This is a genomic window from Streptococcus constellatus, assembly GCF_902167705.1.
Classification (GTDB): Bacteria; Bacillota; Bacilli; order Lactobacillales; family Streptococcaceae; genus Streptococcus; species Streptococcus constellatus_A.
Window position 1 is genome coordinate 34909 of sequence record NZ_CABHMZ010000027.1, and the last position, 25285, is coordinate 60193.

At 35.9% G+C, this 25285-nt stretch carries 23 protein-coding genes; 17 read left to right on the forward strand and 6 right to left on the reverse strand.

The genetic code is table 11. The annotated features are described in order from the left end of the window. Window positions 1–2 precede the first annotated feature (2 nt). Window positions 3–878 carry an HTH domain-containing protein gene (locus FQ204_RS08325; RefSeq protein WP_144210587.1) on the reverse strand — a complete coding sequence of 292 codons (876 nt, stop codon included), beginning with the start codon at window positions 876–878 and terminating at the stop codon, window positions 3–5. Between the two features lie 160 nt (window positions 879–1038). Here FQ204_RS08325 and FQ204_RS08330 point away from each other — a divergent pair, with 160 nt between their 5' ends. Genes FQ204_RS08330 through FQ204_RS08345 form a run of 4 tightly spaced genes read left to right on the forward strand, consistent with a single transcriptional unit; the run spans window position 1039 to window position 4404 of the window. Next, a complete protein-coding gene (locus tag FQ204_RS08330; protein WP_144210589.1) occupies window positions 1039–1356 on the forward strand; it encodes a PTS sugar transporter subunit IIB in 318 nt (105 codons plus the stop codon). Between the two features lie 16 nt (window positions 1357–1372). Beyond that, a complete protein-coding gene (locus FQ204_RS08335; protein WP_260843577.1) occupies window positions 1373–2608 on the forward strand; it encodes a PTS transporter subunit EIIC in 1236 nt (411 codons plus the stop codon). A 15-nt stretch (window positions 2609–2623) separates the two neighbouring features. After that, complete coding sequence (locus tag FQ204_RS08340; protein WP_144210591.1) at window positions 2624–2953, forward strand: PTS lactose/cellobiose transporter subunit IIA; 330 nt, start codon at window positions 2624–2626, stop codon at window positions 2951–2953. 2 nt (window positions 2954–2955) lie between these two features. Next, a complete protein-coding gene (locus FQ204_RS08345; protein ID WP_144210593.1) occupies window positions 2956–4404 on the forward strand; it encodes a glycoside hydrolase family 1 protein in 1449 nt (482 codons plus the stop codon). A gap of 110 nt (window positions 4405–4514) precedes the next feature. Here the strand turns inward: FQ204_RS08345 and FQ204_RS10785 are convergent, their stop codons facing one another. Continuing rightward, window positions 4515–4598, reverse strand: a complete 84-nt coding sequence (locus tag FQ204_RS10785) for an IS3 family transposase (RefSeq protein WP_144210647.1) — start codon at window positions 4596–4598, stop codon at window positions 4515–4517. A gap of 474 nt (window positions 4599–5072) precedes the next feature. On the opposite strand from FQ204_RS10785, the gene FQ204_RS08355 reads away from it, so the two are divergent. After that, complete coding sequence (locus FQ204_RS08355) at window positions 5073–7439, forward strand: cation-translocating P-type ATPase (RefSeq protein ID WP_144210595.1); 2367 nt, start codon at window positions 5073–5075, stop codon at window positions 7437–7439. A 204-nt stretch (window positions 7440–7643) separates the two neighbouring features. Here the strand turns inward: FQ204_RS08355 and FQ204_RS08360 are convergent, their stop codons facing one another. Next, window positions 7644–7997, reverse strand: coding sequence for a DUF3397 family protein (locus FQ204_RS08360; RefSeq protein ID WP_144210597.1), 354 nt, complete (start codon window positions 7995–7997; stop codon window positions 7644–7646). A gap of 161 nt (window positions 7998–8158) precedes the next feature. Here FQ204_RS08360 and rplK point away from each other — a divergent pair, with 161 nt between their 5' ends. The 10 genes from rplK (at window position 8159) to FQ204_RS08410 (ending at window position 19098) form a co-directional block, all read left to right on the forward strand. After that, complete coding sequence (rplK, locus tag FQ204_RS08365; protein ID WP_003025466.1) at window positions 8159–8584, forward strand: 50S ribosomal protein L11; 426 nt, start codon at window positions 8159–8161, stop codon at window positions 8582–8584. Window positions 8585–8674: 90 nt separating this feature from the next. Next, on the forward strand, window positions 8675–9364 hold the full coding sequence (gene rplA / locus FQ204_RS08370) for a 50S ribosomal protein L1 (protein ID WP_144210599.1): 690 nt from the start codon (window positions 8675–8677) through the stop codon (window positions 9362–9364). 235 nt (window positions 9365–9599) lie between these two features. After that, window positions 9600–12269, forward strand: coding sequence for an aconitate hydratase AcnA (gene acnA, locus FQ204_RS08375; RefSeq protein WP_144210601.1), 2670 nt, complete (start codon window positions 9600–9602; stop codon window positions 12267–12269). Beyond that, complete coding sequence (locus FQ204_RS08380; protein ID WP_144210604.1) at window positions 12266–13384, forward strand: citrate synthase; 1119 nt, start codon at window positions 12266–12268, stop codon at window positions 13382–13384. The genes acnA and FQ204_RS08380 overlap by 4 nt, the downstream gene beginning before the upstream one ends. Further along, entirely contained in the window at window positions 13371–14573 is a 1203-nt protein-coding gene (gene icd / locus FQ204_RS08385; RefSeq protein ID WP_186286738.1) for an NADP-dependent isocitrate dehydrogenase, read from the forward strand. The genes FQ204_RS08380 and icd overlap by 14 nt, the downstream gene beginning before the upstream one ends. Before the next feature lie 223 nt (window positions 14574–14796). Beyond that, window positions 14797–15537, forward strand: coding sequence for a UMP kinase (pyrH, locus tag FQ204_RS08390; RefSeq protein ID WP_003025453.1), 741 nt, complete (start codon window positions 14797–14799; stop codon window positions 15535–15537). Between the two features lie 3 nt (window positions 15538–15540). Further along, entirely contained in the window at window positions 15541–16098 is a 558-nt protein-coding gene (frr, locus tag FQ204_RS08395; protein WP_144210608.1) for a ribosome recycling factor, read from the forward strand. A 351-nt stretch (window positions 16099–16449) separates the two neighbouring features. Further along, complete coding sequence (gene cvfB / locus FQ204_RS08400; RefSeq protein ID WP_144210610.1) at window positions 16450–17304, forward strand: RNA-binding virulence regulatory protein CvfB; 855 nt, start codon at window positions 16450–16452, stop codon at window positions 17302–17304. An 80-nt stretch (window positions 17305–17384) separates the two neighbouring features. After that, window positions 17385–18422, forward strand: a complete 1038-nt coding sequence (gene holA, locus FQ204_RS08405; protein WP_144210612.1) for a DNA polymerase III subunit delta — start codon at window positions 17385–17387, stop codon at window positions 18420–18422. Window positions 18423–18492: 70 nt separating this feature from the next. Continuing rightward, on the forward strand, window positions 18493–19098 hold the full coding sequence (locus tag FQ204_RS08410; RefSeq protein WP_144210614.1) for a superoxide dismutase: 606 nt from the start codon (window positions 18493–18495) through the stop codon (window positions 19096–19098). A gap of 62 nt (window positions 19099–19160) precedes the next feature. Here the strand turns inward: FQ204_RS08410 and FQ204_RS10540 are convergent, their stop codons facing one another. The 3 genes from FQ204_RS10540 to FQ204_RS08420 all read right to left on the reverse strand — a co-directional run bounded on the left by FQ204_RS10540 (window position 19161) and on the right by FQ204_RS08420 (window position 22895). Beyond that, complete coding sequence (locus FQ204_RS10540; protein ID WP_186286735.1) at window positions 19161–19307, reverse strand: hypothetical protein; 147 nt, start codon at window positions 19305–19307, stop codon at window positions 19161–19163. 65 nt (window positions 19308–19372) lie between these two features. Continuing rightward, complete coding sequence (locus tag FQ204_RS08415; protein WP_144210616.1) at window positions 19373–20734, reverse strand: bacteriocin secretion accessory protein; 1362 nt, start codon at window positions 20732–20734, stop codon at window positions 19373–19375. Between the two features lie 10 nt (window positions 20735–20744). After that, window positions 20745–22895, reverse strand: coding sequence for a peptide cleavage/export ABC transporter (locus tag FQ204_RS08420; RefSeq protein WP_411572733.1), 2151 nt, complete (start codon window positions 22893–22895; stop codon window positions 20745–20747). 281 nt (window positions 22896–23176) lie between these two features. Here FQ204_RS08420 and FQ204_RS08425 point away from each other — a divergent pair, with 281 nt between their 5' ends. Together FQ204_RS08425 and FQ204_RS08430 are read left to right on the forward strand one after the other, a co-directional pair. Beyond that, a complete protein-coding gene (locus tag FQ204_RS08425) occupies window positions 23177–24232 on the forward strand; it encodes a serine hydrolase (protein WP_144210621.1) in 1056 nt (351 codons plus the stop codon). Window positions 24233–24366: 134 nt separating this feature from the next. Next, window positions 24367–25053, forward strand: a complete 687-nt coding sequence (locus FQ204_RS08430; protein WP_144210623.1) for a Crp/Fnr family transcriptional regulator — start codon at window positions 24367–24369, stop codon at window positions 25051–25053. The last annotated feature ends 232 nt before the right edge of the window (window positions 25054–25285 follow it).

Consider the following 25285-nt stretch of genomic DNA (forward strand, 5'->3'; position numbering starts at 1 on the left):
AGTTATAGTATTTCATTGTCTACAAGAGTTTCAATATCTAGATCACCATTATTCATATTAAGATTTAACTTAAATAATAGATAAATTTCATCTAATTCGTATTTATTAAAATTTATCTGGAATTCATTTTCAATTTTTTCGATACATATATTAGTTAGTTTGTCAATCTTTTGAGGACTACTAGTTTCAATAATTGTTGTTTCAGATAAACTATTACCAGTAAAATTTCTTTCAATAATTAAAGATAGGTGAGTTAATAGATTTTTGAAAGTAAAAATATTGGGGTAATAACCATTTTGTTTAAATGTATTTGTTAAAATGTTCATGAGTTTATCTGTATTAACATGAATAAAATATTCTTGAATACTTTTAATGTCAAATACTTTATTTTTAGTTTCTTTGCTAATTACAGATGTTATTAGTTTTCTTTTATTGGTTTCATCACCATTTAGAAAAAGTATGTTGTCTTTAATATCAAGAAATACATTAAATTGTTTAAAATCACGCCACATCTGAAAAATGGTATTTTTTAATGTTGAAAAACTAATATATAAGTCTTCAGCTACATCAAATAAATCTGCAGATAAATTGGAAGAGCTAATTAAAAGTTTTAAAATATAGTCGGCGCGTTCTTGATAAGTATCAGGAATTTCACCAGATTCTTGATCTAATAATAATATAGCAGAATTCCGTTGGTTCAATTTATATCCTTTATTTGAGGATAGTATAATTGACTGACCATAAGTTTCATTAATTGATTTAATATAGTTTTTTACACTTCTAGACGAGACTTTTAATTCTTGTCCTAAATATTTAGAAGTGACTTCGGAATTGCTTGTAAGCAGAATATTTAATAATTGTTTCTCCTTATTTTTCATCTTTCACCTCAAATTTTTGTCATTCATTAATATAGTTATAGTATAATCAAAAATACTCATTTACTCAAACATCATAGTTCACCCTAGAGTGAAAAAGGTTGGTTGAGATAATCAAAAAATTAAGAGATAATCAATACATAAAAAATGGAGGTTCAAAAAAATGAACAAAAAAATTATGCTATGTTGTGGAGCAGGAATGTCTAGTGGATTTTTAGCTAGTAATGCGCGTAAGTATGTCAAAAAAAATAAACTTAATTTGACTATTGAGGCGCGTAGTCATTCAGAAGTTGCAGAATACTTATCTATGATTGATGATTTGCTATTAGGACCGCATTATAAACTTGAATTAGAACATTTTAGACAACTAGCAGCACCATACAATGTTGTAGTAGATGTTATTCCACAAGATATCTATGGTTCTCTAAACGGAGAAAAACTTATTGAATTTTCATTAAATTTAATAAAAGGTTCCAATTAATAAAATAGGAGAGAAGATGATGAAAAAATTAATAAATTGGTTAAGCGTAAGTTTTGCACCAAAAGCTAGTGAAATTTTCTCAAAACCAGTATTATCAGCTATTTCTTCCAGCATGCAGAAAGTAGTGCCATTTATCCTTACAGGATCACTAATATTTTTTTATAATGTTATTAAAACTTATATCACTTTCTTACCAGATTTATCTCCGATTGCTAATTTTAGCTTTGGATTATTAACATTAATTGTAACGTTTATGATAGCAAATCAATGTTTGGAAAAATTAAAACATCCGGAATATACTGTCAACGGTGGTTTGGCAGCTATTGGTGTACTGATGATGGTCGCGTTTCCGACAGGAGAAAATCAAGATAGCTTGAATCATTTTATTGCTAACCTGGGTCCATCAGGTATGGCTGTTGGAATGATTGTAGGTCTTATAGTTTCTTTTATTTTTCATATTTGGGGAAAGATAAAATTTTTACAGGATAGTAGTATTCCTGACTTTGTAGTTTCATGGATTAATTTTTTAATTCCTAATATAATCGTTCTTGGAGCATCAATGCTTGTTGTAAATGTTTTTGGTATCAATTTATATCAAGCTATCATTAATATCTTTATGCCGATAAGTAGTATTGCACAAACATTACCAGGATTTATTATTATTTCTCTATTATATGCATTTTTCTATACATTAGGAATATCTTCATGGTTATGGAATGCTGTAACTACACCAATTTTTATGACAGCAATAAATGAAAATATTGAATTAGTTAATGCAGGTAAAGAGGTGGTTAATATTGTTACATCGGAATCATTTTTTACTTTAGCATTTATTACTATGGGTGGAGTTTGTGCAACACTTGCTTTGAATATTCTTATGTGCTTTTCTAAATCAAATCAGCTAAAAATGTTAGGTCGAGTATTTATAGCTCCATCTATCTTTAATATTAATGAACCACTTATGTTTGGAGCACCTGTTGTATTTAATCCAATTTTAATGTTGCCTGCATGGATAAATGCTGTAGTTGGTCCAGTTTATGTTTGGACATTGATGAAGACGGGATTGCTAAATATTCCTTCAAAGATGATACAAGTAGGTCAAATTCCAGCACCAGCATCAAGTGTAATGATTACTGAAGATTTAAGGGCAATCTTGTGGTGGGCAATTCTATTACTAATTTATACTTCTATTTGGTACCCATTCTTTAAGGTATTTGAGAAGGAAAAAATAGATGAAGAATTAGCAAGTTGAGATAGGAGGAATAATATGCCAGAAGAAAATGAATTGATTCACGTAGCAATGCAGATTATTTTGCATGCAGGTAATGCCCGAAACTATTTAAACGAGGCTCTTGAGTATGCAAAAAAATTTGACTTTATTCAAGCAGAGGAAAAGATGGCAGAAGCAAGTGCAGAAATTATTCTTGCACATAAATCACAGACCTCTACAGTTCAAAATGAAATGAGCGGTAAAAGTTATGATTATTCATTGCTATTTAATCATGCTCAAGATACACTGATGACTGTGATGTCTGAAATCAATATTGGACAACAACTGATTGATATTCTTAAACTTATTAAGAAAGGGGAAGAGTAGGCATGCAAGAAAAATTTCCAGATACATTCTTATGGGGTGCATCAACTAGCGCCTATCAAGTAGAAGGAGCTGCATACGAAGATGGTAAAAAAGCTTCGCAACAAGATTATATAAATAGAGAAAGTTATAAATTAAAGGGATTTGCGACGGCAGATATTGCAAGTGATCATTATCATCGGTATAAAGAGGATGTATCTCTGATGAAGGAAATGGGATTAACGTGTTATCGTTTTTCAATTGCATGGTCGCGCGTCTTCCCAGATGGCATTGGCAAGGTGAATGAAAAAGGTATTCAATTTTATAGAAATCTAATTGATGAATTATTAAAAAATAACATTGAACCAATTGTTACCTTATATCATTATGATTTACCCATGGTCTTGGTTGAAAAATATGATGGTTGGATAAGTCGAGAAGTTGTTAAGGATTTTGAGTATTATGCTAGATACGTTATTTCTGAATTTAAAGATAAAGTAAAATATTGGACTACAATCAATGAACAGAGCATCATTGTACAATATATTGATAGAAAAAATTATATTCCTGAAAAATATCAGGGAAATAACCAAATTCGCTATCAGATTAATCATCATATGAATTTAGCTCATGCGACAGCTTGTAAGTTAGTGCATGAGCTAGTGCCAAATGGATTAGTTGGTGCAGCTTTGGGTTATGCTCCTGTATATCCTCTTACTTCAGATCCTAAAGATTGTATGGCGGCTCAAAACGCTCATGATCTGAGAAATGCCTTCTTTCTAGATGCTTATTTTAAGGGAGAATATACAAAATCAGCTATGATTTATCTTGAAGAGCATGGGTTAGCTCCTATTATTGAGGAGGGAGACTTAGAGCTTATGAAGGAAGGATATTCGGACTTCTTGGCTTTGAATTACTATTATAGTGATTGTGCAAAATATTGCCCAGATGACGGCACAAAAGAAATTCGCTATAATGGTGTGAACCTAACTGGAAAGAAAGGTGAAATGTCAGGATTTGAGACACATCCCGGTTTTTATGAGATGTGTAAAAATCCAAAATTAGATACTACAGATTGGGACTGGTCAATTGATTCAATTGGCTTGGAATACTTATTAAGAGATATCTATGCACGATATGGAAAACCATTGATGATAACCGAAAACGGTATTGGTGCATTTGATACATTGGTAGAGGACAAAGCCATTCATGACCCTTACAGAATTAACTATTTGCGAGATCATATTATTGCAATGAAAGCAGCAATTGATAAAGGTGTTGAAATGATGGCATACTGTCCTTGGTCAGCAATTGACTTGCTATCAACAAGTAATGGGGTGAAAAAGCGATATGGGTTCATTTATGTTGATAGAACGGATGATGATCCTAAAGAATTAGCTCGCTATAAAAAAGATTCTTATTATTGGTATAAAAAAGTAATTAAAACAAAGGGCAATGACTTGGGGGATATATAATTTCTGAATTATAAATATTGCGTATTATGTTTCCTATTAATTAGGGCTGTGGATAAATCAACTAAATAGCAAAGTTTCAAAGTATAATAATGTACGGGTTAGTTGGACTATTAGTGAAAGGATTGAGTTCTGTATTGGACAGAGTTCAGTCTTTTTAGTTTTGCTTTATTATAATAGTGGGTATAATTGATAATTGTCTTAAGCTACTCAGAGAATGAAAGGTTTACTGAAGCCCCTAAAATATTTTTACTTTCAGAATACTCAAGAAAGATTCTATCATGTCAGTATTGATATCATTCTCTTTATAATTTTAGGTAAAGATGAAGCGATTTTTCCTTTCTGTTTTAACTGATATATGTTTACTTTATCTTCCTAACCTGATTTCATATAAAAAGATTCTAAAGATTCATTTTGGGAGTAAGGATTGTTATGATTCTTTTCAATTAGAATTTGGTTGTATAGTTCATATGGTGTACATTCAAAAAGTTTCATAAGCTCTAATGTGTTTTTATCTACTGTAGAAATTACAGTGAGTTTCTTTAATCGATTTTTGAAAGTTATGTAGAAAAGGTACAGAAAATCTCATGTTTTCCAGTTTTATGACTTTTCTACAATCCAAATATAACTTTTTTGATAGAATAATAGTATAACTCGTGAATGGAGGCTATATGTCAAAGGATATATACATAGGTCTTAGTCAAAAAGAAGTTGAAGAACGAATTCAAAAAGGCTTAGTAAATAAAGTAACAGTTAGTACGGAAAAGACAATTTGGCAAATCATCCAGTCAAATGTTTTCACTTATTTTAATTTCATATTTTTTGTACTTGCTGTGTTATTAATTATTGTACAATCGTGGAATAATCTGCTTTTTCTACCTATCGTTATTATCAATTCTCTTATTGGGATTGTTCAAGAATTAAGAGCTAGAAAAACATTGAGTAAAATGCAGTTACTTCATCACAATATAGCAATTGCCATACGAGATGGAAAAGAAGTTCAGCTAGACACGAAAGACCTAGTACAAGATGATCTTGTTCTTTTTTCTGCCGGTGACCAAATTTATGCAGACGCTAGGCTTGTATCAGGTGATTTGAAAGTCAATGAATCACAATTAACCGGTGAAGCAGATGAAATTGCAAAAAAAGTGAATGATACCGTCATGTCAGGTAGCTTTGTTGTATCTGGCAAAGCGTATGCTTGCTTAGAAAAGGTGGGCGATGATTCTTACATCAATCAGCTAACATTGAAGGCCAAAGAAGTATCTGGAAAAGAAGAATCTGAAATGGTACGGTCGGTCAATAATTTGGTTAAGGCGATTGGATTTTTGATTATTCCTTTAGGACTTATCTTATTTTTCCAAAGTTATGTGACCAATCATGAAAGTTTTCAAGTTAGTATTGTTTCGACAGTAGGGGCGATTATTGGTATGATTCCAGAAGGGCTTTATCTTCTGATGACTTTAGCGCTAGCTTTGGGAGCAGTTAGTTTAGCAAGACAGAAAGTTTTGTTAAATAGCATGAAAGGGATAGAATCTCTTTCTCGTGTGGATATTTTGTGTGTGGATAAAACGGGGACCATTACAGAAAATACGATGAAAGTCACACAAGTTCGATCTGTTCATCAAAATGAACAAATCTCGCAAGAAGCTCTTAAACACTATTTAGCAGTAAGTCCAGATGAAAATGAAACAATTGTAGCGATCCGAGATTTTTTTGAGTCAGAAATAGTCGAAGAGTCTTGGACAGTATTGTCAATCTTTCCGTTTAGTTCAAAAACCAAGTTTGGAGCAATTTCTTTTAAAGAGGGCAATTTTATTTTAGGTGCCCCAGAATTTGTATTAAAAGAAAAACTGGAAGAATATCGCAGCTATATTCAAAAATATGCAGAAAGTGGAACGCGAGTTCTTGTTTTTGCTGAATCAAAAGAGCCGTTAGTTACGGGTGATTTGACTCAAACAGTAGAACCGCTGCTCTTCATCTTATTAGAAAACCCAATTCGAGAAAATGCTGCTGAAACCTTTTCCTATTTTGCTCTTCAGGGTGTGGAAGTTAAAGTTATCTCAGGAGACAATCCTGTCACAGTTGCGGCAGTTGCTGCCAAAGCAGAGATTCCTCATGCAGAGAATTATATAGATGCACAAAGGTTAGATACTGATGAAAAAATTGCTCAAGCAGTTGAAAAATATACAGTCTTTGGCCGAGTAACCCCTCAACAAAAACAAAAACTGGTTCAAGCTCTTCAAGCTAACCAACATAAAGTTGCAATGACAGGGGACGGTGTAAATGATATCTTAGCCATGAAAACTGCAAATTGCAGTATTGCTATGGAATCCGGCAATAATGCTACAAAGCAAATTGCACAAGTTGTTTTGCTGGATTCTGATTTTTCACATATGCCACATATTGTGACAGAGGGACGCAGAGTTGTCAATAATATTCAGCGCTCTGCTAGTTTGTTTCTTGTAAAAAATATTTTTTCCATTTCACTAGCTATTTTGTCCAGTTTGTTTGCCTTTACCTATCCTTTGCAGGCTTCGCAAGTTTCTTTGATTAGTGCCTTTACGATTGGTATTCCGGGATTTATGTTAGCCTTAGAGCCAAACAAGCAACGCATTCGTGGTCGTTTTATTAGAACGGTTTTGCAGAATGCCATACCCGCAGCTCTTGTTGATTTACTAGCGGTTTTGATTGTCATGCTCTGTGGTCGAATTTTTCGATTATCTACACAAGAAGTTGCAACATCTTCTATTATCTTATTGGCTGTAGTTGGATTTATTATTATCATAAAACTTATTCAACCGCTCAATCGGATGAAAACCACTGTGCTGCTCTTCAACATGATTGGGTTGATTGTTTCAGGGATTTTATTTCACTCTATCTTTTCTTTATCTAAAATCTCACCTATCACCATTATCCTCACAATCATTCTCTCATTGATGCTAGAATCGCTCATGAGACTGTTTCAATATGTTACCAATAAACTATTTGCAAGGTTTGATAAAGTTTTGATAAGATACCAAGTGGCTAAAAAATAAAAGAAGCTGGGACGAAAGTATCCAGCTTCAAAGTATACTATGTAATAAAGCAACAACGCAGTATTTGATTGCTCAAAGTTAGAGATAAGGCTTGCGAAGGAAATCATTCTTCGGTTGTTTTTAGTTTGAAAGAGTAGCTAATTAGTTTTTCAGGGAATGAGACTAGAAACTAAACATTTTAGTTATGTCTCACTCCCATTTTCATTATTTTGATAAGAATAAACCAATCACCATAGCGAGATAGAGAAAGAAGGTCAAAATAAAGCCAGCTCGCCAGAAGAATTTTAAAAATTTAGGATAGTAAAAGCTGCGTCTGACTTTAAGGAAATAGACGGTGATAGCAATTGCTAAAGCAGAAAGAGCTAAAGCTAATTCTGGCAACAAGCTGTGATAGAAAGCCTTATCTGAGATGAGATAGAACTCTAACACGAGAAGCGGAAAAGCTAAATCTGCAAAATTCAAACCAAATCGTTTCAGGCGGAATAATTTTGTGATAATAATGGTTAAAATAATAGTTAAAAAGATAAATAAAACAGAAGCTATTTTTAATAATGTCATACAAATATTTTACCATAAAAAATATAAAAAAGAAGAGGAAATCCGCAGTTTTGTCTTGCATTTTACAAAGATTGGTGTATAATAGATGAGTATGCGAAAAGCATACTTGTGGGAGGTAAAAATCTTACATTACCGCCAAAACCACAAAGGAGGATTTAAAAATGGCTAAAAAAGTCGAAAAACTTGTAAAATTGCAAATCCCTGCTGGTAAAGCTACTCCAGCTCCACCAGTTGGTCCTGCGCTTGGTCAAGCCGGTATCAACATCATGGGATTCACGAAAGAGTTCAACGCTCGTACAGCTGATCAAGCTGGCATGATTATCCCAGTTGTTATCTCAGTATATGAAGACAAATCATTTACTTTCGTAACAAAGACACCACCAGCTGCTGTTCTTTTGAAAAAAGCTGCAGGTGTTGAAAAGGGATCAGGTACACCAAACAAAACAAAAGTTGCAACAGTTACTCGTGCACAAGTACAAGAAATTGCTGAAACTAAGATGCCAGATTTGAACGCTGCAAACCTTGAGTCTGCAATGCGTATGATCGAAGGTACTGCTCGTTCTATGGGATTCACTGTTGTTGACTAATCAATAACACCCAAACCCGCAAGACTTCATCATTTCGAGAAGGACGTGGGAGATGAAAATCGATTGAACCACTTACAAGGAGAATAGAAAATGGCTAAAAAAAGCAAACAACTTCGTGCTGCTCTTGAAAAAATCGACAGCACAAAAGCATACAGTGTAGAAGAAGCTGTAGCACTTGCAAAAGAAACAAACTTTGCAAAATTTGACGCAACTGTAGAAGTTGCTTATAACTTGAACATTGACGTGAAAAAAGCAGATCAACAAATCCGTGGTGCAATGGTTCTTCCAAACGGAACTGGTAAAACTTCACGCGTGCTTGTTTTCGCGCGTGGTGCAAAAGCAGAAGAAGCAAAAGCTGCTGGTGCAGATTTCGTTGGTGAAGATGACCTCGTTGCAAAAATCAACGGTGGTTGGCTTGACTTTGATATCGTAATTGCTACACCTGATATGATGGCACTTGTTGGACGTCTTGGACGTGTTCTTGGACCACGTAACTTGATGCCAAACCCTAAAACTGGTACTGTAACAATGGATGTTGCAAAAGCAGTTGAAGAGTCTAAAGGTGGTAAAATTACTTACCGTGCAGACCGTGCAGGTAACGTACAAGCTATCATTGGTAAAGTTTCATTTGATGCTGATAAGTTGGTTGAAAACTTCAAAGCATTCCACGATGTGATTGCCAAAGCTAAACCGGCTACAGTAAAAGGAACTTACATGACCAATCTTACTATTACAACTACTCAAGGTGTAGGTATTAAGGTTGATGTCAACTCACTTTAATTTAGAATCTAAAACTCTATCTTCGGATGGAGTTTTTCATTTGTACGAAACGAATAGCGGTGGAGTGATGAAACTCATCGCTTTTTATATTTGGAAGAAAGTTTGCAGGGGGATACATATATAACATAAAAATATTTTTATGTTATATTTTCTGACATATTTTTCAAAAAACTATTGCATGAATTTTCGTAAAATTGTATAATATAAAATAATTATTCCTAATGGGAGGTTTCTCATGCTAACATATAAATCTATATTATATCAAGATAAGCGAGAATATAGCTATATTGATCTCGAAAAAGCGGCATTAGATATGGGTGGAAACATAAACAGTCTTCCTTATTCTATTCGCATGTTATTAGAAAGTCTTTTGCGAAAAGAAGATGGTGATGCTGTAAGAAAACATCACATAGAGAATCTAATGCACTATCAAGCTGTTAAACCGAAAGGTGAAGTGCCCTTTAAACCAAGTCGTGTTATTTTACAGGATTTTACGGGAGTACCAGTTGTTGTTGACTTGGCAAGTATGCGCGATGCAGTTGTAACAAATGGGGGAGACCCAGAACTTATCAATCCTGAAATTCCTGTGGATTTAGTCATTGACCATAGTGTGCAAGTTGATTGTTATGGCTGTGAGACTGCTTTGGAAGAAAATATAACAAAAGAATTTTCACGTAATAATGAGCGGTATGAATTTTTGAAATGGGCTGAGCGATCTTTTGATAATTATCGTGCAGTTCCACCTGCAACTGGGATTATTCACCAAGTTAATATTGAATTCCTTAGTGATGTTGTTATTGAAAAAGACGGTATGCTTTATCCAGATTCAATGTTTGGAACAGACAGTCATACAACAATGATCAACGGAATAGGGGTTCTTGGCTGGGGAGTTGGAGGAATTGAAGCAGAAGCTGCTATGTTGGGAGAAGCCTCCTATTTTCCGGTTCCAGAAGTGATTGGTGTACGCTTAGTTGGGAAATTGCCTAAGATTGCAACGGCAACAGACTTAGCTTTAAAAGTAACGCAACGATTGCGACAAGAAAATGTAGTTGGAAAATTTGTGGAATACTTTGGGAAAGGACTAGCAACACTTAGCTTGGCAGACCGCGCAACAGTTGCAAATATGGCGCCAGAATATGGGGCAACTTGCGGTTACTTTCCTATTGATGAAGAGACACTTCGCTATATGCGACTAACAAACCGAAAAGAAAAACATATTGCGTTAACGAAGCTCTATGCTCAAAAGAATCATCTATTTTATGATGAAAATGTGGAGCCAATTTATTCAAAAATTGTTGAGATTGATTTGTCCACCATTGTTCCAAGTATTTCTGGTCCCAAACGGCCACAGGATTTAATTGAATTGACAAATGCTAAGCAAGAATTTCAAGCGAGTCTTATCCGAGAAGCTGGTGTTCGAGGTTTTGGTTTGCCAAGAGAGGAATTGAGGAAAACAGCGACGGTATTATTTGACGATTATGAAGAAGAAATTAAAACGGGTCATGTCGCTATTGCAGCAATCACTAGTTGTACTAATACTTCCAACCCGTATGTCCTAATGGCGGCAGGCTTAGTAGCTAAACGTGCTGTGGAAAAAGGATTGCGTGTTTCAAAGACAGTCAAAACGCCACTTGCACCAGGCAGTAAGGTTGTTACGGCTTATTTGAAGGAGAGTGGTCTCCAAGTCTATCTGGACAAATTAGGTTTTAATATTGTTGGATATGGCTGCACCACTTGCATTGGCAATTCTGGAAATTTGTTACCAGAAGTGGCAAAAGCAATTACGGATACGGATTTACTTGCTAGTGCTGTCCTATCAGGTAATCGGAATTTTGAAGGACGAATCAATCCTTTGGTTAAAGCAAATTTTTTAGCTAGTCCGCCACTGGTGGTCGCTTATGCTTTAGCTGGGAATACAAATATTGATTTAACAAGTGAACCGCTTGGATATGATAGAAATGGGCTACCTGTTTACTTCATGGATCTTATGCCAAATCATGACTTGGTAGCAGACTATGTTCGAAAGTATGTTACTTGTAACCTGTTTAAAAAAGAGTATGAGCATGTTTTTACTGATAGTGAAAAATGGAATCAAATTCCAACGACAAAATCGAAAATCTATCATTGGAATCAAGCTTCTACTTATATACAAAATCCTCCTTACTTTGATAGCTTGGAAGATGATACAAGCATTCAATCGTTGAAAAATCTAGCTGTTTTAGCAAAATTTGGAGATACGATTACGACAGATCATATTTCTCCAGCAGGAAATATTGCTAGAAATAGTCCAGCAGCATTATATCTAGAGGAACATGGTGTAAGCTATCAAGACTTTAATTCTTATGGTAGTCGTCGCGGGAATCATGAAGTAATGATGAGAGGCACCTTTGCCAATATTCGGATAAAAAATGAACTAGCAGCTGGAAAACTTGGTGGTTATACAAAGTATAAAGGTGAACTGATGCCGATTTATGAAGCTGCTATGTGTTATAAGAAAGAAAAAGTGGATACGATTATTTTGGCAGGTCGAGATTATGGTATGGGTTCTAGTCGTGATTGGGCAGCTAAAGGAGCAAATCTTTTGGGTGTTAAAGTGGTTTTAGCTGAAAGTTTTGAAAGAATTCATCGCTCCAATTTAGTCATGATGGGCATTCTGCCTCTTCAATATTTGGACGGTGAAAATGCTCAAAATCTTGGATTAACTGGAAAAGAAACGTTTGATATTCAATTGCCGAAGGAGCCACAGGTAGGGCAAGTCATAACGGTTATTGCAAAAGAAGGCGATCAAATCACACGATTTAAAGCACGTCTTCGTTTTGATGCAGACGCGGATATTCGTTATTATGAAAATGGGGGAATTTTACCAATGGTGGTTAGAAAGAAATTGCAAGAGGTAAAACAATGACACAAAGCAACGGTTTAAAAGATACGATTGCCTGTGAGACTCGTATCAGTCAGATTATAGATGATACTCTTTCTTATGCAGGCTATAATATTTCAGAATTTATGGAGAATAATGCAAGTTTTGAAGAAGTCATTTACCTACTTTGGAATTTGCATTTGCCAACTCAGATTGAATTGAAACATTTTGTGAACGATTTACGTGCCAACTATGCCATTAGTGATGCGGTGGAACAATGTATTCTCATCCAGTCGCGCAAGCATCTGCATCCAATGAGTGTATTACGTTCTACAGTTAGTCTTTTAGGAGTCTATAATATCCATGCTGAAGAGACGTCTCTAGAAGCAACTTATGAACAAAGTATTCAATTGATGGCTAAGATTCCAACGATTATTGCAACATTTACAAGGTTGAGATCGGGGCAAACTCCGATTGAACCGAGAAAAGATTTAGGATTTGCAGCGAACTTTTTATATATGTTAAATGGGCAGGAACCAACAGAATTAGAAATTCGAGCTTTCAATCGTGCTTTGGTTCTTCATGCAGATCACGAGCTAAATGCTTCAACTTTTGCAGCGCGGGTCTGTGCTTCCACTTTAACCGATATTTATTCTTGTGTGACGGCGGCAATCGGCGCTTTAAAAGGTTCACTTCATGGAGGAGCCAATGAATGCGTCTTTGACATGTTAAAGGAAATTAAAGCAGAGGGTGATACGAATGCATATTTGGATCGAAAATTAGCTTCACATGAAAAAATCATGGGCTTTGGTCATCGTGTTTATAAAACACAGGATCCTCGTGAAAAATATTTGCGAGAAATGGCAGAGGAATTGACAAAGGGAACAGAAAAAGAAATTTGGTACCAGATTTCAGAAGAAATCGAACGTTATATGAAGAACACTAAGCATTTAATACCGAATGTAGATTTTTACTCAGCAACGGTTTATCATGTTTTAGGTATTGACAGTAGTATTTATACATTGATTTTTGCAATGAGTCGGGTGTCTGGCTGGATTGCTCACATTCAAGAGCAACGCAAAAATAATAAGTTGATTAGACCTCGCTCTCATTATGTTGGCGCTCAAAATTTAAATTATATTCCTATTGGGAGGAGATAAAATGGCAGAAAGAATTCGTCTTGTGAATAAGAAGTTGCTAGTTCCGGATAATCCCATTGTCCCTTATATCGAAGGTGATGGAATTGGGCATGACATTTGGAAAAATGCACAGCTTGTCTTGGATAAAGCAGTAGAGATAACTTATGGAAACAGTAGAAAGATTTTTTGGAAAGAGATATTGGCGGGAGAAAAAGCCTTTCGTTTGACAGGAGAATGGTTGCCAGAAGAGACTTTAACGACAATCCAGCATCATTTAGTTGCTATTAAAGGCCCTCTTACAACTCCTGTTGGTGGAGGTATTCGTTCTTTAAATGTTGCCTTGCGTCAAGAACTAGATCTCTACGCTTGTGTACGTCCTGTACGGTATTTTGCGGGCGTTCCTAGCCCACTACGACATCCCGAAAAGACGGATATGACCATTTTTCGTGAAAATACCGAAGATATTTACGCAGGAATCGAATGGGAAAGTGAGTCTAATGAGGCTCAAAAAGTGATACAATTTTTGCAAGAGGAAATGGGAATTGATAAAATTCGTTTTCCGAAGACGAGTGCTATTGGCATTAAACCAATTTCACGTGAAGGAAGTGAACGGTTGATTCGAGCAGCGATTCAGTATGCTCTATCTGCCAATGTAAAAAACGTAACTCTGGTTCATAAAGGGAATATCCAAAAATTTACAGAAGGTGGTTTCAGAAAATGGGGCTATGAGCTTGCAGAGAAGGAGTTTGCAAAGGAATTAGCAGTTGGAAAATTGATTGTGACAGATGTGATTGCAGATAATTTTTTACAACAAATTCTATTAAATCCTGAAAAATTTCAAGTAGTAGCTTTGACAAATTTGAATGGAGATTATGTTAGTGATGCGCTGGCTGCTCAAGTCGGTGGCATTGGTATTGCTCCTGGAGCTAATATCAATTATGAAACAGGTCATTCTATCTTTGAAGCAACGCATGGAACGGCTCCTGATATCGCAGATCAAAATAAAGCAAATCCTTGTTCGCTTTTGTTGTCTGCCTGCATGATGTTTGATTACATTGGGTGGTCTGAAGCTGCGCAAATTATTATAAAAGCGATTGAAAAAGCGTTAGCACTTCAAAAGATGACAGATGATTTTGCTAATCAGATAGAAGGTGTTTCTGCACTTTCAACGAGTGATTTCACTCAGGTTTTATTAGATTATTTAGCTTAGATTCTGATTTTTACACATTAAACAAACGGCAAAGAAGTTGAGACAAAAGTTTCTGATTTCAATATTCGTTGCATAATAAATGAACGACACCATAGCTGGTTACTCAAATAGCACAGCAAACCATCTTCTTCCTTTTATCGAAATTTTTATTTTTTAAAGAATTTGACTATATAAAAATCTCAAAATATGGTAAAATAGTACAGATAAAATAAGGAGAATAAAAATGGTAGCCCCGAAATATAAACGTATTTTAATCAAATTATCAGGTGAAGCTCTTGCTGGTGAGAAAGGGATTGGAATTAACATTTCAACCGTTCAAAAAATGGCAGAGGAAATCAAGGAAGTACATGATTTGGGTATTGAAATTGCCCTTGTTATCGGCGGTGGGAATCTCTGGCGTGGAGAGCCTGCGGCAGAAGCAGGAATGGATCGTGTGCAGGCTGACTACACAGGAATGTTAGGAACAGTCATGAATGCTCTGGTTATGGCTGATTCACTTCAACAAGTGGGGGTGGATACGCGCGTACAAACAGCGATTGCTATGCAACAAGTAGCAGAACCTTATATTCGTGGACGCGCTCTGCGACACTTGGAAAAAGGACGTATCGTTATCTTCGGTGCTGGAGTTGGTTCTCCCTACTTCTCAACAGATACAACAGCTGCCCTTCGCGCGGCTGAGATTGAAGCTGATGCGATTCTGATGGCAAAAAATGGTGTAGACGGTGTTTATAATGCTGATCCGAAGAAAGATAAGACTGCGGTGAAATTTGATGAATTAACCCACCGTGACGTGATTAACAAAGGCCTTCGTATCATGGATTCAACAGCTTCAACTCTTTCAATGGATAATGACATTGACCTTGTTGTCTTTAATATGAACGAACCTGGTAATATCAAACGCGTTGTCTTTGGTGAGCAAATCGGAACAACCGTTTCAAATAATGTAGAAAAAGAAGAGGAATAATTTATGGTAAATGCAATTGTAGAAAAAGCGAAAGAAAGAATGACACAATCACACCAAAGCTTGGCGCGTGAATTTGGTAGCATTCGTGCTGGTCGTGCCAATGCCAGCCTTTTGGATCGGATTTCAGTTGAGTATTATGGAGTAGAAACTCCACTCAATCAAATCGCGTCTATCACGATTCCTGAAGCGCGCGTCCTTTTGGTGACACCGTTTGACAAATCTTCTATCAAAGATATTGAGCGCGCACTCAACGCTTCTGATCTTGGTATTACCCCTGCAAGCGATGGTACGGTTATTCGTTTAGTCATTCCCGCTTTGACAGAAGAAACTCGTCGTGATCTTGCTAAGGAAGTGAAGAAAGTTGGCGAAAATGCTAAAATTGCTATTCGTAATATCCGCCGCGATGCTATGGATGAAGCTAAAAAGCAAGAAAAAGCAAAAGAAATTACTGAAGATGAATTGAAAACACTTGAAAAAGATATTCAAAAAGTAACAGATGAAGCAGTTAAGCATATTGATGATATGACTGCCAGCAAGGAAAAAGAATTGATTGAAGTGTAAGCTTTTCTCTCTATGTAGTAAAAAATAGAAAACAAAGAGACTGGGACAGAAATCAGTCGTTTCCTAGAAACTTGATTTCGTCGTCCCACCTCTGCAAAGTTGAGTAGGGCTGAAAAAGTTGATTGTTCAACGAGTTAGAGCCCACTCAGCAGTGATTGATTAGGCACTAAAATGCCAATCAATTGTGCATGGGAAACTCTATTGACTAAAGTCAATAGAGTTTCTCCAAATCACTGCGTCTTAGAATGATAACTATATAAACAAAGGAAGCTGAACACTTTTGTTCCAGCTTCTTCTTTTGAAGTAGGAAGAAACGTTTCATATCTGCTTCAAACGATAGAAAGATAAAAAATGAATACAAATCTTGCAACATTTATAACAGGTCTCGTAACTGATGAAAATGATCGTTTTTACTTTGCTCAAAAAGATGGGCAGACGTATGCTTTAGCAAAAGAAGAGGGAGAGCATCAACTGGGCGAATCGGTCAAGGGTTTTGCCTATAGCGACATGAAGCAGAAACTTCGCTTGACGACTCTTGATGTAACAGCGACCCAGACGACTTTTGGCTGGGGAACAGTGACGGATGTTCGCAAGGACTTAGGTGTTTTTGTTGACACAGGACTTCCAGATAAGCAAATTGTAGTGTCCCTCGATATTTTGCCGGAAATAAAAGAACTTTGGCCTAAAAAAGGCGACCGTCTCTATATCCGTCTGGATGTGGATAAAAAAGATCGCATTTGGGGGCTTTTGGCCTACCAAGAAGATTTCCAGAAATTAGCTCGTCCAGCTTATAATAATATGCAAAATCAAAATTGGCCGGCTATTGTTTATCGTTTGAAGTTATCTGGAACCTTTGTCTATCTGCCAGAGAATAATATGCTGGGCTTTATCCACCCTAGCGAGCGATATACTGAGCCGCGTCTGGGCCAAGTATTGGATGTGCGTGTCATTGGTTTTCGTGAGGTGGATAGGACTTTGAACCTTTCGCTCAAGCCCCGCTCTTTTGAAATGCTAGAAAATGATGCTCAGATGATCCTGACTTATCTGGAGACTAACGGTGGCTTCATGACCTTGAATGATAAGTCAGCTCCAGAGGATATCAAGGCTACTTTCGGTATTTCCAAGGGTCAGTTTAAAAAAGCCCTGGGCGGCCTCATGAAGGCTGGTAAGATTAAACAGAACGCGACTGGGACGGAGTTGGTTTGAGATACCAATTTGCTTTGCTTCCTAGATTTTTGGTAGAATAAAAAATATGAATCAAATAAACCTCATAAAAGGAGGCCGTTGTGTTAGCGATTGAAGAGATCAAAACAGTAAATCTGACAAATTTACCTAATCTGACAATTTTGACTGGTGATGATACAGGGCAATTTGAATTGATGAAATCACAATTTTTACATCAAGTTCAATATGATGCTGCAGATTTAAATATGACTTATTTTGATATGAAAGAAGCCGTTTATCCAGATGTGGAGATTGATCTAGTGAGTTTGCCCTTCTTTTCTGAAGAGAAGATCGTCATTTTGGATCATTTTTTGGATGTGACAACAGCTAAAAAACGCTATTTGACGGATGATGAGCTAAAATCTTTTGAGCAATATTTGGAGAATCCTGCAGATACAACGAAATTAGTCATCTTTGCAGAAGGGAAGTTGGACAGCAAACGGCGAATTGTAAAGCTGCTCAAACGGGATGGCAAAATGTTTGAAGCAACTGAGCCTAAAGAACAAGAATTACGAACCTACTTTAGTAAGCTGGCTCAAAAACAAGGATTAGAATTTAGTTCGCAGGTTTTCGAGGAGTTGCTTGTCAAATCCGGCTTTGATTTTAGTGAAATCAGCAAGAACCTAGCTTTTTTAAAGGACTATAAAAAAGATGGCATCATTACAAGTGATGACATTGCTGAAGTGATTCCAATGACTTTGCAGGATAATATTTTTGACTTGACCAAGATGATTTTGCAGCAAAAGGTGGACGCGGCAAGAAGCCTAGTGCGCGATTTGACATTGCAAGGTGAAGACGAAATCAAGCTGATTGCGATTATGCTGGGACAGTTTCGGATATTTACGCAAGTGAAAATCCTCTTTGAAAATGGACGTAACGAAAGTCAGATTGTAGCAGATTTGTCCAGTTATTTAGGACGAAAGGTGAATCCTTTTCAAATCAAATATGCCTTACGTGATGTGCGATCTTTACAGCTTGATTTTCTAAAAAAAGTACTTGCTTGCTTGATTGAAACAGATTATCAAATTAAGTCGGGAATTTACGAGAAAAGTTACTTATTTGACTTGGCTTTGTTAAAGATTGCTACCCACAACTTATAAGCAAATAAGTTGAAAATTTTGTAGCTCTACGTTATCATTTTCATATAAACTGAAAAAGGGGAACAAACCAATGGCAATTATTTTACCTGATCTACCTTATGCTTACGACGCTTTGGAACCATATATTGATGAAGAAACGATGCACTTGCATCATGACAAACACCACAATACTTATGTCAATAATGTAAATGCAGCTCTGGCAAAACACCCTGAAATCGGTGAGGATTTGGAGCAACTTTTGTCAGATGTGGAAACTATTCCAGCAGATATTCGTCAAGCTGTTATCAATAACGGTGGTGGTCATCTCAACCATGCTCTTTTCTGGGAATTGATGACACCAGAAAAGACAGAGCCGTCAGCAGCATTGGCAGCAGACCTTGAAGCAACATTTGGTTCATTTGATGACTTTAAAGCAGCATTTACAACAGCTGCGACAAGTCGCTTTGGTTCAGGTTGGGCTTGGCTGGTGGTCAATAAAGATGGCAAATTAGAAGTGACTTCAACTGCTAATCAAGACACACCAATCTCTGAAGGGAAGACGCCAATTTTAGGAATTGATGTTTGGGAACATGCTTATTATGTGAAGTACCGCAATGTTCGTCCAGATTACATCAAAGCATTCTTCTCAGTCATCAACTGGAATAAGGTTAATGAATTGTACGCAGCAGCAAAATGAGGTGTGCAATGAGATAGAAAAAACGAATCTGATTAGGTTCGTTTTTTTCTGTTATAGTAAAATTACCTATAAATTCCTTCCAAATAAAACCAGATTTGTTGTTTGAGGAATTTCAGAGAATGATCGTTTGTTCTGTCAATCACGCCAAAAACGAGATAGTGATTTTTAAATAATAGCTCATAATCAATATTTTCTCCGACAATAATCATTTTTCCTCCTTGTAAAATATCTTATCATATAAGATAATCTTCTGATGAGTAAAATCCTTAAACAGTCATTCAACGTTGTTTAACAGTTTATCTTTGTAGTAATGAAAGAATGATTTTTTCGCAATGACATTCGTTACTCGTCCTTGCAAACCGTACTTCAAGATTTGGCTATCTTTTTTAGATACGGAGGCTTTTGCAGTAATTTTAAATAGATTTCCCTGTTTTGTTTCAGTAGCAGAAGTATCAATGCTGTTAATTTTACCGATTATAGTGACTGTCTGATTTCCAATTTTTTCTAAGGTAAGTCGGGAAGTTTGTCCCTTTTTTAAATTGGTCATATAGGCTGAAGGAACGTAAAAGGTGATAAGAACTTCTTTTGTTTTCGTAATATCTGGATAAATCTGAGCAATTTCCGTTCCTTTGGGTAGTAAAGATTTCCCTTTGAGCGCACTGCTGATATGAAGAATTCCTGCTTTGGGAGCAGTTAGTTGATTATTTTGAAGCTGAGCAGTTGCTTGGTTCAATTGATTTTGCAAATCAGTAATTTGTGTCGTAAGACTTGCTAACTGTTGGTCTGCTGTTTGGATAAATTGTGTGCGAAGTACCTCAATCTTAGTCGAAAGGCTATTGTCATAGGTCGTTGCAGTTCCAGTACCAGCTTTTTGAATCTTTAGATTAGCGATGGAAGAATTTAGACTGGATATCTTTGTATCAATTTGAGCTAAGTACTGATTAGTAGTCGACGTATCAGGATTTACTTGATATTCATTTTTATATAGGTTAAAGGTTGCTTGATGAGGATTGCTTTTTGGCAAATTTGAAGCGTTGCTAGAAATGGCATTATACAGTTCATGATAGTCATTGATTTGTTTTGTTAATTCGCTCATTTGCTGATCAATAGCAGCAATCGTATGATTGGTTAAAGACACTTGCTTGCTAACTTCGGAATTATTTTTTGAAATACCGAGAGTTAAATCTTGTGATTGTTTGATAAAATTGTTAAATGTATTGGCATAGCCAAACTCATCGTTGTCTGTGAAAAGATTTGTCCCCTGGTGCAAACTAGATTTGAGTCTCTCCAAGTCTGCTTTTTGGCGCTGGTAAGTGGCAAGCTGCGTTTCAATGGCTGTTTGCTGGGAATCTTCCATATTTTTTGTATATTGAACCAACAACTCTCCTTTGGTGACGGTCTTATTTTCAGCTAACTGATTGGTCAGAACCGTATTGTCACTGGTTGACTGTATCATGGCAATAACTTTCGTTGGTGTAATTTCGCCAATGGATTTGACAGTCACTTCTTTTTGCCCAATAAAGGAAAAGAGGACGAGAAATAGAACGAAGAATACCAAAGGCAGAATGAGAACAGTCGCAAAGTTGTGGTATCTTCGATGATAAAATTCTGCACTTTTAAACAGATTGGGATTCATAATTTACTCCTTATTTATTAAATAGATGATAATAAAAACCTTTTCTTTCTATCAATTCAGTATGAGAGCCAGTTTCAATCACTTTTCCTTGGTCGAGGACGATAATTTGATTTGTACGCTTTGAAATGCTGAGACGATGAGCAACAAAAATAATGGTTTTGTCTGGTAATTTCATGAGGTTATCAATGACTTTTTTCTCTGTTAAAACATCTAATCTGCTCGTAGCCTCATCTAAAATGAGAATAGGAGATTTCGTCAGAAGAGCGCGTGCAAGTGCGATTCGTTGTTTTTGTCCGCCAGATAATCCAGCTCCGTCAGACAATTCTGTCTGGTATCCCATGGGCATTTGTTCGATATCTGAACGAATTTCTGCAATTTCACAGGCACGAAGAATATCTGATTGCGAAACTGTTTGATTGGCTCTTAATGTGAGGTTGTCTAGAATGGAACCACTAAAGATGTAGGCTTGCTGAGGTAAGTAGTTGATATATTGCCGAAGAACTTTCTTATCAATTGTCTTGAGATCATTTCCATTGAGGCGAATTTGTCCTTGATAAGGCTCATAAAAATGAACAATCATCTTAGCAAGTGTTGTTTTTCCCGAACCACTGATACCGACAAGACTGATTTTATCTCCCTTCTTGATAGTTAAACTAATGTCTGATAAAGTATCTCGTCCAAAGCCATATTTATAGGAGACGTTATGGAAAGTAATATCACCAGCTAAGAAATTTTTCTCCGTAAGAACTTGTTTGGTTTTGAATTCGGATTCTACCAGATAAACTTCATTCAGTCGATGATTGGCAACTTTAGCTGATTGCAGTTTGGTTTGAAGATTGATGATACTTTCCAGCGGGCTTGTAAAATACGAAAGAAGTGCATTGAAAGTAATCAGTTGTCCAATCGAAATTTTTTGAGACATAGCCAAAGAGGCTCCAACCCAGAGAATAATCACATTCAAAATGAGCTGTGCTCCTTGTTTGAGAGCTGCCTGCATAATGGAATATTTACTTAACTTGAAAGTCTTATCCAGATAATCAACAAACTCGCTATCAATCTTCTGGTAACGACTTTCTTCGCTGGTTAACGATTTAATGGTTTCAATTCCATTGATATCTTCGATAATAGCAGAATTCACCATAGCATTGCTTTGCATAACATCGTTGTTCATTTTTTCAAAAGGCTTCATAAAAGCAAAAATAATGAGAGCATAGATAGGAATTGCAAGCAAAGTCAGTAAAAAGAGATTGGCATTTTGCAGTAAAAGAACACTGCCGACAATCATCAAAATGGACAAATCAAGAAGGAGGGATAGAATTGTTGAAGCTAGAGCATCAATAATGGAGTTGGCATCTGTAAAACGAGAAATAATCTCTCCAGTGCGTCTCGTCGCAAAAAAGGACATTGGTAATTCAAAAATATGCCGAATATAAGATAAAATCACATCAATTGTCAATCGCTGACTGAGCACCGTTAACAGGTAGTCTCTTGAAAAACTCATCATTTGTTGTAAGATGTAGGTGATGATAAGCCCGATTGAAACGATTCCAAGAGTTGACTTCATTTGATTTGGAATGTATTCATCCAAAATCCCTTTCAGATAATAAGAACCGACGATGTTAATGAGGGTTACGAGCAAACTGGCTAAGACAATATAAAAAATCAAAGAGCGCTGTTTAAAGATGAGTGGTAAAAAGCTAGCAAGCCCATTTTTCTTATCCTTATGAGGTTTATAGTTAGGTTTCGGTGCGAGAAAGATAGCAACACCCGTCCAATCTTTTGCAAATTGCTCTTTGCTGATCTTAGTTATTTTGACAGTCGGATCAGGATCACCAATAAGCAAGTATTTTTTCTCGTTTTTATAAACGACATAATAGTGCTGGAGCTTGCCGTCTTTGTTGACATGAGCGATGAAAGGATAGGGAATATCTTCTGTGTCAAACAATGTCATGTTTGCCTGGATTGGTCGCGTTTCAAAACCCATTTCTTTTGCTGCTTTGACAATTCCAAGTGCAGTTGTTCCTTCTTTGCTGGTCTTTGCAAGCTCTCTCAAATGAGCTAAAGAATAATCTGAGCCATAGTATTTAGCAATGGAAGCCAGAGCGGCAACACCACAATCTCTAGCATCTATTTGCGGAACAAACGATTTTTTAAAATTCACTATAATGCTTTCCTTTCGTCTTATACTGTTATTTTCTCAAAAAATAAAAGAAAAACAGCACTCGAATCTTAAATGGCCGTTCTGATGTCTTAAATGGTTAAAAAATACCATTTAGGATATGAAAGCTACTGTCTGGGATTATTTTAAATTAACTAGAATTGTTACTTTATACTGTATATATACAATAAAGGAAGTTGAAAATAGTTGATGATTCTGTTTATCATATCTTGTCATTTTTTCATTCTTCCTATATAATGAGGTATATAAGTTAGGAGAAGTGCGTGAGTAAAAAGACAATAATTCTTTGTTTGATTGGTTGCTTTATGATGTGTGGTGTGTTGGTGTTAAGTGCTGTGTACTTTGGGCAAGCTAGAAAGCCGCATCATACAAAGGTAGCTGCAAGTTATACTGCCAGTCAAGAAAAGAAAAAAAGTCCGTCAAAAGAGTTAAAACCAGCCACTCGTGTTCCAATAAAGAGTATGGAAGAAAAGCAGAAGGTCATGGAAGCTGATTTGCCTGTAATGGGTGCTTATGGTCTGTATTATGATTATGCCAATCTAAATTTAGTTCAAGTTGTACAAGCGTATCTAGATGAGATGGGAATAGATCATTCGCAGATTGCATTTTCTTATAAGGATTTAACGAGTGGACAAACCTATGCTATGAATGAGACACAGCCAATGACAGCAGGCTCAACTTGCAAATTGCCACTAAATATGTTGGTCGTTGATGAGGTGGAAAAAGGAAATTTATCACTGACCGAGCGGTTTGATATTACACATACTCGCTATGAATATATCGGTGAACACAATAATTACGTAGCAGCATTTAATGGGGCAATGAATATTCCTGAGATGCAGGAATATTCTCTTCTTTATTCTGAAAATACACCAGCTTATGCCTTAACTGAGCGCTTAGGTGGCTTGGATAAAGCCTATACCATGTATCAACGCTATGGCAAAGGCAAGGGAGAAGTGAAGACAATCAACCAACAGAATCAAACAACGACGGATTATTATATTCAAGTGTTGGATTACCTTTGGAAACATCAGGAAAAGTATAAAGATATTTTGTATTATATCGGTGAGTCTTTTCCAAATGAATACTATAAACGATATGTAAGAGACATTCCAATCTATCAAAAGCCAGGTTATGTTGCAGAAGCTTTGAATGTAGATGCAATTGTCTGTGAAGAAAAGCCCTATTTGATCGCCCTTTATACAGCAGGGCTGGGAGGAACGACTCCTGAAAGTGATGAAATTAGTGGTGTTGGTATTACACAAGTTGGTCAATTAGCCTATGTTATCAATGAATGGCATCGTGTGAATATGAATTAAAGTACATGGATGTAAATTCCAAAAATTGTACTGAAAAAGATAGAATTTTATTAAAAATGTAAGGGCTCTCTTTTAGATGAGGGCCTTTTATGTTATAATAAAAATAGAATGTAAAAAAGGACTACAAGGATATCATGATTAACAAAGAGCACTATCGTTACATTAGAGAACATCCTGCTTTTGAAAATTTACCAGTTGAACATTTTGATAAAATAGCGGTTGAAATTCAATTTCGCAAAGTGCCAAAAGGACAGATTATTTTCTTTTCTGGAGACAAACGAGAGCGACTTTTTTTGATTTATAAAGGCTATGTTCGGATTGAACAGTACGACCAGACGGATTCATTTAATTACATTGACTATGTGAAAGAAAATACGATGTTTCCATATGGTGGCATGTTTGAGGATAAAGATTATCATTATTCTGGGATTTCTGTGACGGATTTGGAATATTTTTCGATTCCTGTTGATTTGTATGAATATTATTCTAAGCAAACAATAGAACAAATGTTATTTATCACGCATAAGTTGTCAAATATTTTGCGTTTCCATGAATTACGCTTGCGAAACTCTGTTTTGGCTAGTGCGACAGAGCGAGTTATCCAAGCAATTTCTATCTTGTGTATTGATTTTTGCCAAGATAGAGATGACATTCCTTTTGCGCTTAGTATGAAAGAGCTGGCTAAATTAGGAGCGACCACTCGTGAAACTGTTAATCAAGTATTGAAAAAATTAACAGAAGAAAACATTATTCAATATAATCGAAAGAAACTCGTCTTTTTGAATAAAGAATACTTTTTAAAATATTTCGAAGATATATAAGAAAAGGAGGGCAGAATTGCAGTCGAAAAAGCAATTTTTGCTCTTCTTTTTAGTTTAGAAACAGAAACAGTTAAAATATAGTCAAAAACTTCATTTGTTTCTAAAAAATAATTATTCATAAAACCAATAAAATGCATAAAATATTTATAGAAAGCGTTTTATTTTGAAATAATATTTGAATTTCTTTTAAAAAAGCAAAGGATTTGGCATTTTAAATGCAGAATTGATAGCG